This window comes from Nonomuraea diastatica (genome assembly GCF_004349015.1).
In the GTDB taxonomy this organism is placed as follows: domain Bacteria; phylum Actinomycetota; class Actinomycetes; order Streptosporangiales; family Streptosporangiaceae; genus Nonomuraea; species Nonomuraea diastatica.
Genome location: NZ_SMKP01000121.1, coordinates 24,504 through 32,034, shown reverse-complemented (window position 1 = coordinate 32,034; position 7,531 = coordinate 24,504). Strand labels below are relative to the sequence as shown.

Below are 7,531 nucleotides of genomic sequence, written 5' to 3'. Positions count from 1 at the left end.
CTGGTGCGCCTCGTGCAGCGTCACCTCCGCACCCGCCTCCGCGCAGACGATGGCCGCCACCAGACCGGCCAGCCCGCCGCCGACCACCACGATCTTCTTCGTCACAACTCTCCCCTTTCTTCTCGCCCCATCAGACGGAAGAAGGCGGGGCCGATGTGACATCACACGCTCGGCGTGCTGTCACACCTCCCGTCTTCCGTGCGGGGCGCGAGATCGTGAGCGTCGGAGGAGTCCACATGCCGCAGGCGGCTGGGCGCGAGCAGCCACACCGCGACCGTGCCGGCCAGCAGCAGAACCGCTCCCGCCCCGCTGGCCAGCACGAGCGACTCGGTGAACGCCGCCCGCGCCTGCTCCGCCAGCGGCCCGCCCGCCGCCCCGAGGCCCTCGGCCACGTCGAGCGCCGCACCCAGCGACTCGCGTACGTCCCCGCCGCCAGGCCCTTCGTACGCCAGCTCGCCCCGGTAGGCCGCGGCCGCGACGCTGCCCAGGACGGCCACGCCGAGCGCCCCGCCGACCTCGTAACTGGTCTCCTCGATGGCCGCCGCGCTGCCCGCCTTGGCCGCCGGCGTCCCCGACATGATGACCGAGGAGGCGGTCGCGAGGGCGCCGTTCCCGACGCCGATGAGCACCAGGGCGCCCGCGACCGGCCAGTAGGTCAGCGGCCCAGGAGCGGCGAACAGCAGCAGGAAGCCCAGCCCGGTCAGGCCCAGCCCGCCCGCCAGCACGGCTCGCGCGCCCAGCAGGGCCGCCACCCCGGGCGCCAGCGGCGAGGCGACGATCGCGGCCAGCGCGGCGGGCAGCAGGCGCACGCCCGTCTCCAGCGGGGAATAGCCCTGGACGAGCTGCATCCACTGTGCCAGCAGCAGCAACACCGCCGCCATCGCGATCGACGTGGTCAGCGCCGTCACCACTCCGGCCGAGAAGGAGCCGCTGCGGAACAACCTGATCTCCAGCAGCGGATCCGGCCCGCGCAGGCACCGCGCCACGAACCAGCCCAGCGTCATCGTTGCCACCACGGTCGCCGCCAGTGCGGCGGGGGAGCCCAGGCCGTACTTGCCGAAGTCCTTCACGGCGAACACCAGCGCCACCATGCCCGCCATCGACAACACCGTGGCGAGCGCGTCCCACCGGCCGGGCGCCGGATTCCTGGACTCCGGCAGCAGGAACAGCCCGGCCGCGATCGCGACCGCCATGACGGGCACGTTCACCAGGAACGCCGAATGCCAGCTGAAGTGCTCCAGCAGCAACCCGGCCAGGATCGGCCCCAGCGCCGCCCCGACCGCCGCCATCGCCGCCCAGACGCCGAGCGCCCTGGCACGTTCCGCGGGGTCGGTGAACATGCTGCGGATCATCGACAACGTCGACGGCATGATCATCGCACCGCCCACCCCGAGCAGCGCCCGTACGGCGATCACCTGCAGCGGGCTGCTAGCGGCCAGCACCGCCAGCGAGGCCAGCCCGAACACCGCGAACCCGGACAGCAGCATGCGCTTGCGCCCCCACCGGTCGCCGAGCGCGCTCACCGTGACCAGCAGCCCTGACAACACCAGCGCGTACGCGTCCACCATCCACAGCAGCTCGATGGAGCCCGGCCGCAGGTCGGCGGACATGGCCGGGAGCGCGACGTTGAGCACGGTCATGTCCATGACCACGAGCAGCACGCTGGCGGAGAGCACGGCCAGGCCCAGCCGGCGCCTTCTGGCGGAGACCGGCGACGCGGTCGTCATGACCCCTCCCGCCGCGCCGCGCCGTGCTGGAACGTGGTGAGCAGCAGCCGGGGCACGTCCCGGCGTGCGACGTCGCCGCGGCGCAGACTCTCGCGCACGGCCACGAGCAGGCCGTACACCGTGCTGCTGATCCACCGGGCGGGCAGGTCGGCGCGGAGCAGCCCCGCGCGCTGCGCCGCGGCGTAGAAGGCGATCTCGCGCTCCTCCAGCTCGTCGGAACGGCGCATCAGCTCGGGATCGACCAGCATGGCGTAGTCGGTCAGGCCGAACCCGTATGCGTCGGCCACCTCGATCAGCCCGGCCAGCATGGCGTCCAGCGCCTTGCCCATCACCTCGGGATCCCCGGAGGCGGTCGCGCCGGCCATGCCGCTGCGCTCCTGGACCTGTTCCCACTGCTCATGCGCGCGATGGCCGAGCGCGAGCATCAGCTCCTCACGGCTGCTGAACTGCCGGTGCAGCGTGGCCCTGCTGATCCCGGCCGCCTCGGCGAGCTGCGCCATGGAGGCGAGCGGGTTCTCGTTGAGGTGCTGCATCGCCGCACTCATGATCCGCTCCCGGCTCATCGCCATCAGCCATCGCCACTCTGTGAGACATTCATGTCTCATACGATACATCAGAGCCTCATCAAGTCGATCGCCAGCCGCCCACGATGGAAGAGCCCTCGGCCCAACCACCCGCGATCCGGTGGGGGAAGGCGACCGCCGTCCAAGGTCCTGGCCGTCCTCCGCGGGGTTGCCTCTCCGAGGACGCAGGGGTGATCGCCCGTCGCAGGCCTCCCTGACCGGGTCGTTTCCCTGTTGACTCTTCTGTGCGGGACGGCCCCGTCGGCGGCGGCGACGGCGATCGCCCGCCTGGCCCCCTCCCTTTGCGGGGCTGCCGGCCGCCGATGCCTGCGACCGGGTCGTACCCGCCTGCAGACGAGGTGGTCGTTCGCCCTTCTACGTCGGACGGTTCAGCGGCGGAGATGATCTGTTGCTCCGGGATACGGCTCCCCTCGCGCGACGGTTCTCCGTCTGGTGGGTGCTCCAGAGGCGAACGCAGCCTCGCTGGAGGTCGCCGCGCCGTCGCCCTATGGAGACGTGATGCGCTTCGTGCCAGCGGGCACGCCGCCGCACGTCCGAGGGCTAGCATCTCCCGCGTGCGTCTCTATGTCCGAGAATTCGACGGCCCTGCCGATCGCACGCTCTTGGTCATTCACGGCGGGCCCGACTGGGATCACAGTTACCTGGTCGAGCCGCTGCGCGAGCTGGCGGGCGGGCGGCGCCTGCTCTTTCCCGATCTCCGTGGGTGCGGGCGTTCTCCAGTCGTTGATCCACTTACTCCCGATGCGATGGTGGCCGATCTCATCGAACTGATCGGGTCGTCGGCCGTGGACGTGCTCGGCTTCTCCTACGGTGGCCTCATCGCTTGACAGCAATCGTTGCCCGAATATCGCAGGCGCCTGGAACACGTGACATTCAGCGCTACATATGTGCAGGCTTGGCGCGAGGGCCGCTTTCCTTCCGCCCGCGTTCCTGATGTTGTCGAGCGTCTGTCGGGAATCCCGCTGTATCTGGTGCACGGACGGTACGACATGACGTTTCCCGCCTCTTTGGTGCCGCTTACGCCGTGCACGGATGCGGTTGTCCTGGACGAGGCGGGCCACATGGCGCATATAGACCAGCCGGAGGCGTGGCTGGCTGCTGTTTCCCGATTTCTGTGAACGACAGATTTCTGTCCGATCGCCATGGTCGGACAGAATCCTGAACGGCACCGCTGTGCGGCACGTCCGCCACCGGCGAATCGGGCATGCTGAGCCGTTCGGCGGCGATGGTGCGGCGCCTTGGGACATCAGCGTCCTGATCTATCCGTTGACCACCTCAAGGGGATGGCGGACGACCGCGTCGAAGTGATAGCCGAAGGGATGGTGCGGCGTGACGAGGGGCTGGGTGATGCCGCTCGCGTCGGTGGCGCGCGCCATGAGCACGTGAGCTCCCGTGCGCCGGGGTGCCCACGTTATGTGCCACGGCAGCCAGGCGCTGACCAGGTGCCGGCCGTGGTGCTCGGCCTCGCGCCAGCTCGCTCCGCCGTCGAAGCTGACCTCCACCCGGACGATCCGGCCTCGCCCCGACCATGACCGTCCGTGCAGGATGTGCAGCCCGCCGACGGGCAGGCGAGCATTCCAGGCGAGCTCGAAAGCGCTCTTGGCCGGGTTTGTCGTGACGTCGGCGTAGAAGACCGTGTTCCATGGCGTCTGAACCCCGCTCGTCGAAACCTCTACGTCGCCGAGCCATTTGATGGACGCCACGCCCACCCATCCCGGCACCACCAGCCGCACCGGGAATCCATGGTCGGCGGGCAGCGGCATGCCGTTCATCTCGTAGGCGAGGAGGACGTCGTCCATGGCTTTGCCGATCGGCAGCGGGCGGCACACGTGGCCGTAGTCCTTGAACGGAGCGTCGAGGCCGGTGGGCAGCACGTCCACCGCCTCGGGACGCACGCCCACCTCCATGAGCAGGTCTTTCAGCATCACGCCTCGCCAGCGCGCCACCCCGATCGCGCCCAGCCCCCACTGGGTGCCCGGAGCGGCGTCGTGCTGCTGCGTGCCGAAGAACCGCCTGCCGTTGCCCGCGCACTCGATCGCCACGTCGAACGTCCGCGACTGCATGGCCCGCAGCTCGTCGTAGCCGAACTCGCGCGGACATCGAACCCCCGCGCCATGGACGCGCAGGCGCCAGGTCGTCGCGTCGATGAGCGGTGTGGAGGTGTGGTTGCGCACGAAGAACCGGTCGTTCGGGGTGTGGTAGCCCATCCCGGACATGGCTTCCCCTCTCATCTCGGCGCTCTCACCATGCACCCTGAACAGATGGTCGGGCAGCGGCTTGACGATCGTCGCCGTGGCCTGCTTCATGTACGTCACCTCCGGCACTCGGCATTTCCTATCTGTAAACCATTTAATCTCCTCTCGTGCCCTTGTGGGACTCCTCGCGACAATCCGTGTTGACCGGTTGGGGAACGTTCCCCGGATATGTCTCAGTCGTTACCCCTGCCCCCACCTGCGGGAGCGCATGCCTGGCGGCCACGCTAGCCCGGGAACGGCTCCCCGGCGTTGAGACGTTCGATCAGGGTCGCTAGTGCGGCCCGGCCACCGTTGTCGCGCAACCAGCGGCTCACCTGGCAGGCGGACTTCGCGTACGTGCCGGCGTCGTGACGTGCGACGGCCAGCCACTCATCCAGCGTGACGGGCAGAGGCTCGATGGGCTCGATCAGGCAGCGATCCCCGGCCGACGCGGGAGACAGGTAGCGGGCGTCGTCGGAGACCACCACGGCCAGGCCCTCGTCGAACCACTGCGGCACGTCCGCACCGGAGGAGAGCCGGGCGTGCAACTCGACGTGGGCCATCTCATGGGAGGCGATCACCGTGTTCACTCCGCGAGGCGAGAGCATCACCGACCGGTTGAGCACCGCCACGCCGCGCTCCTTGCCCCCGCCGATCCGCGCGTAGCAGTCTTCCGTCAGGCAGACGAGCAGGTCGGGAGCGCTCACCGGAGTGCCGTAGAAGGCGGCGACCCGCCGGCGTGCCTGCTCGGCCACCTGCTTCACCCGGGACCGCTCGGCGTCCTCAAGACCGGGCTCCGTGTAGACGCCCTCCTCCAGCTTGGTCAAGCCGTAACAACCGGGGCACGTCGTCGCGGCCATGGAGGGATAGGCGAGCGCGACACCGGCGACGACCGCGAGCACCAGCGCGGCGGCAGCGGCGAGAACGCGCGCCCACCGCTTGCGCGTCTTCTTCCTCGGGGAACCCATCGAGTCCTCCTTCTCGGGGGTGGCCGGGTCGGCGAGACATTCTTCCGCATTCCCGGTCGCCGCACATTCACCCAAGGGGCTCGTCCTGGACCTGCTCGCCCGAAAGGCGCGCGGTGCCCGCCGTGCCGCCCGTCTGCCCGTGCCTCGAACGCCGCCCCCGCTGCCGTGCAGGTGCACCTGCCGGAAGGCGGGACCGGCCGCCTCCCCGCCGTGAACCCGGGCGGGTGAGGGAGCCGCCAGCCTGTCGGGCGAAGGGACGGTGGCGCGAGGTGATGGTGGCGCGTGCGGTGGGAGAGCGCACGCGCCGAGTGGTCAGCGCCCCAGGAAGGACAGGAGGCGGTCGAGGGGCCAGGTGTTGATGACGTCGTCGGTGGTCAGCCACGCCCGCTGCGCGATCCCCACCCCGAACCGCTGGTTGGCGAGGTGGGGGATCGCGTGCGAGTCGCTGTCGATCGAGAACTTGACCCCATGGTGCCTGGCCAGCCGCACCAGGTCGGCCGGCAGGTCGGACCGGTCGGGGTAGGAGTCGATTTCCATGGCGGTGCCGGTGCGGGCGGCCGCGCGGAAGACGGCGTCCCAGTCGGCGTCGACGGGCGGGCGCTTACCGATCTTCCTGGTCGTCGGGTGGCCGATGATGTCGACGTACGGATTCTCGCAGGCGGCGATGAAGCGGCGCGTCATCTCGTCGCGCGGCATCCCGAAGTGGGAGTGCACCGAGGCGACGCACACGTCGAACTCGCGCAGGATCTGCGCCGGCCAGTCGACCGACCCGTCGGGCGCGATGTTGAGCTCGGTGCCGTGCAGCAGCCGCATGCCGGGATGTTTCCGCTGCAGCTCGGCCACCTGGCCCCGCTGCTCCAGCGCCTTGTCCAAAGTCATCCGCTGCATCGCCAGGTCGGGAGCGTGGTCGGTGACCGCGTAGTAGGAGTAGCCGCGGGCGCGGCCGGCCGCCACCATGCCGTCCAGCGAGGCGATGCCGTCGGTCAGGTCGGTGTGGGTGTGCAGGTCGCCCTTGAGGTCGGTGAGCTGGATCAGCGTGGGCAGCTCGCCGCGGAGCGCCGCCTTGACCTCGCCGCCGTCCTCCCGCAGCGGCGGTGGCACGAACTGCATGCCGAGCGCGTCGTAGATGTCCTCCTCGGACGCGGCGGCGATCACCCGGTCGCCCTCGAACAGCCCGTATTCGGACAGCTTCCAGCCCTTCTTCACCGCCATCTCCCTGACGGCGACGTTGTGCTCCTTGGAGCCGGTGAAGTATTGCATCGCCGCGCCCCACGATCCGGCCGGCACCACACGCAGGTCGACCTGGACACCGGACGTGGTGCGGATCGAGGTCTTCTTGTCGCCCGCCGCGATCACCTCGGCGACGTAGGGCTGGGCGCGGAAGGCGGCCATGATGGACTCGGGCGCGACGGCGAGGATGTCGATGTCGCCGATCGTGTCCTTCATCCGCCGCAGCGAGCCCGCGTAGGCGATGCGCCCGGCCTCCAGCGAGGCCATCACCTGCTCGGCCAGCGACATGGCGACGCCGATGTGGACCCGGCGGCCCGACTGCTCGAGCTGCTCGACGCCCTTGAGGAGATTGGCCAGAGTCTTGGGGCCGAGCCCCTTGACCCCGTCGAGGCGGCCGGCGGTGATCGCCTCGCTCAGCGCCGCGGGGGAGTCGATGCCGAAGTCGTCGAACAGCATGATGGCCGTCTTGGGCCCCAGCGTCGGCACCCGGGTCAGCCTGCGCACGCCCTCGGGCACCCGGCCACGCAGGTCGTCGAGCTGCCGGAAGCTCCCGCGCTGCAGGAATTCCTCCATCTTCTTGGCGATCGCCTCGCCCACCCCGGGGACGCCGCGCACGTCGACGACCGAGATGTCCTCGGGGAACCCCGCGATCGCCTTGGCCGCCTTCTGGTAGCTCCGCACACGGAAGGCGTCGCCGCCGCAGAGCGCGAACAGCTCCGCGTATTCCTGCAGCGCCGCCGCCGCCTCCTCATTCGCCCGCATGGAACCACCCTAGGGTCCGGGGCCGA

At 70.1% G+C, this 7,531-nt stretch carries 8 protein-coding genes; 2 read left to right on the top strand and 6 right to left on the bottom strand.

Translation table 11 applies throughout. From position 1 onward, the window contains the following. From E1294_RS58340 to E1294_RS33890, 3 genes are all read right to left on the bottom strand, one after another. The coding region (locus E1294_RS58340; RefSeq protein WP_132515055.1) for an FAD-dependent oxidoreductase at window positions 1-162 on the bottom strand (162 nt) is incomplete at its 3' end. Continuing rightward, window positions 162-1,727, bottom strand: coding sequence for an MFS transporter (locus E1294_RS33895; RefSeq protein ID WP_132515054.1), 1,566 nt, complete (start codon window positions 1,725-1,727; stop codon window positions 162-164). The genes E1294_RS33895 and E1294_RS58340, both read right to left, overlap by 1 nt. Then, complete coding sequence (locus E1294_RS33890; RefSeq protein ID WP_246083479.1) at window positions 1,724-2,272, bottom strand: TetR/AcrR family transcriptional regulator; 549 nt, start codon at window positions 2,270-2,272, stop codon at window positions 1,724-1,726. The genes E1294_RS33895 and E1294_RS33890 overlap by 4 nt, the downstream gene beginning before the upstream one ends. A gap of 593 nt (window positions 2,273-2,865) precedes the next feature. On the opposite strand from E1294_RS33890, the gene E1294_RS56345 reads away from it, so the two are divergent. Then, on the top strand, window positions 2,866-3,138 hold the full coding sequence (locus E1294_RS56345) for an alpha/beta fold hydrolase (RefSeq protein WP_246083478.1): 273 nt from the start codon (window positions 2,866-2,868) through the stop codon (window positions 3,136-3,138). 39 nt (window positions 3,139-3,177) lie between these two features. Further along, the gene (locus tag E1294_RS56340) at window positions 3,178-3,429 is read left to right on the top strand and encodes an alpha/beta fold hydrolase (protein WP_246083477.1); all 252 of its coding nucleotides are present in this window, start codon (window positions 3,178-3,180) and stop codon (window positions 3,427-3,429) included. A 141-nt stretch (window positions 3,430-3,570) separates the two neighbouring features. On the opposite strand, the gene E1294_RS33880 is transcribed toward E1294_RS56340, so the two are convergent. The 3 genes from E1294_RS33880 to polX all read right to left on the bottom strand — a co-directional run bounded on the left by E1294_RS33880 (window position 3,571) and on the right by polX (window position 7,505). Continuing rightward, window positions 3,571-4,617 (bottom strand): sulfite oxidase, encoded by a 1,047-nt coding sequence (locus tag E1294_RS33880; protein ID WP_132515053.1) that lies wholly within the window; start codon window positions 4,615-4,617, stop codon window positions 3,571-3,573. A 173-nt stretch (window positions 4,618-4,790) separates the two neighbouring features. Further along, window positions 4,791-5,513, bottom strand: a complete 723-nt coding sequence (locus E1294_RS33875) for a hypothetical protein (protein WP_132515052.1) — start codon at window positions 5,511-5,513, stop codon at window positions 4,791-4,793. A gap of 312 nt (window positions 5,514-5,825) precedes the next feature. Beyond that, window positions 5,826-7,505 carry a DNA polymerase/3'-5' exonuclease PolX gene (gene polX / locus E1294_RS33870; RefSeq protein WP_132515051.1) on the bottom strand — a complete coding sequence of 560 codons (1,680 nt, stop codon included), beginning with the start codon at window positions 7,503-7,505 and terminating at the stop codon, window positions 5,826-5,828. Window positions 7,506-7,531: the final 26 nt, after the last annotated feature.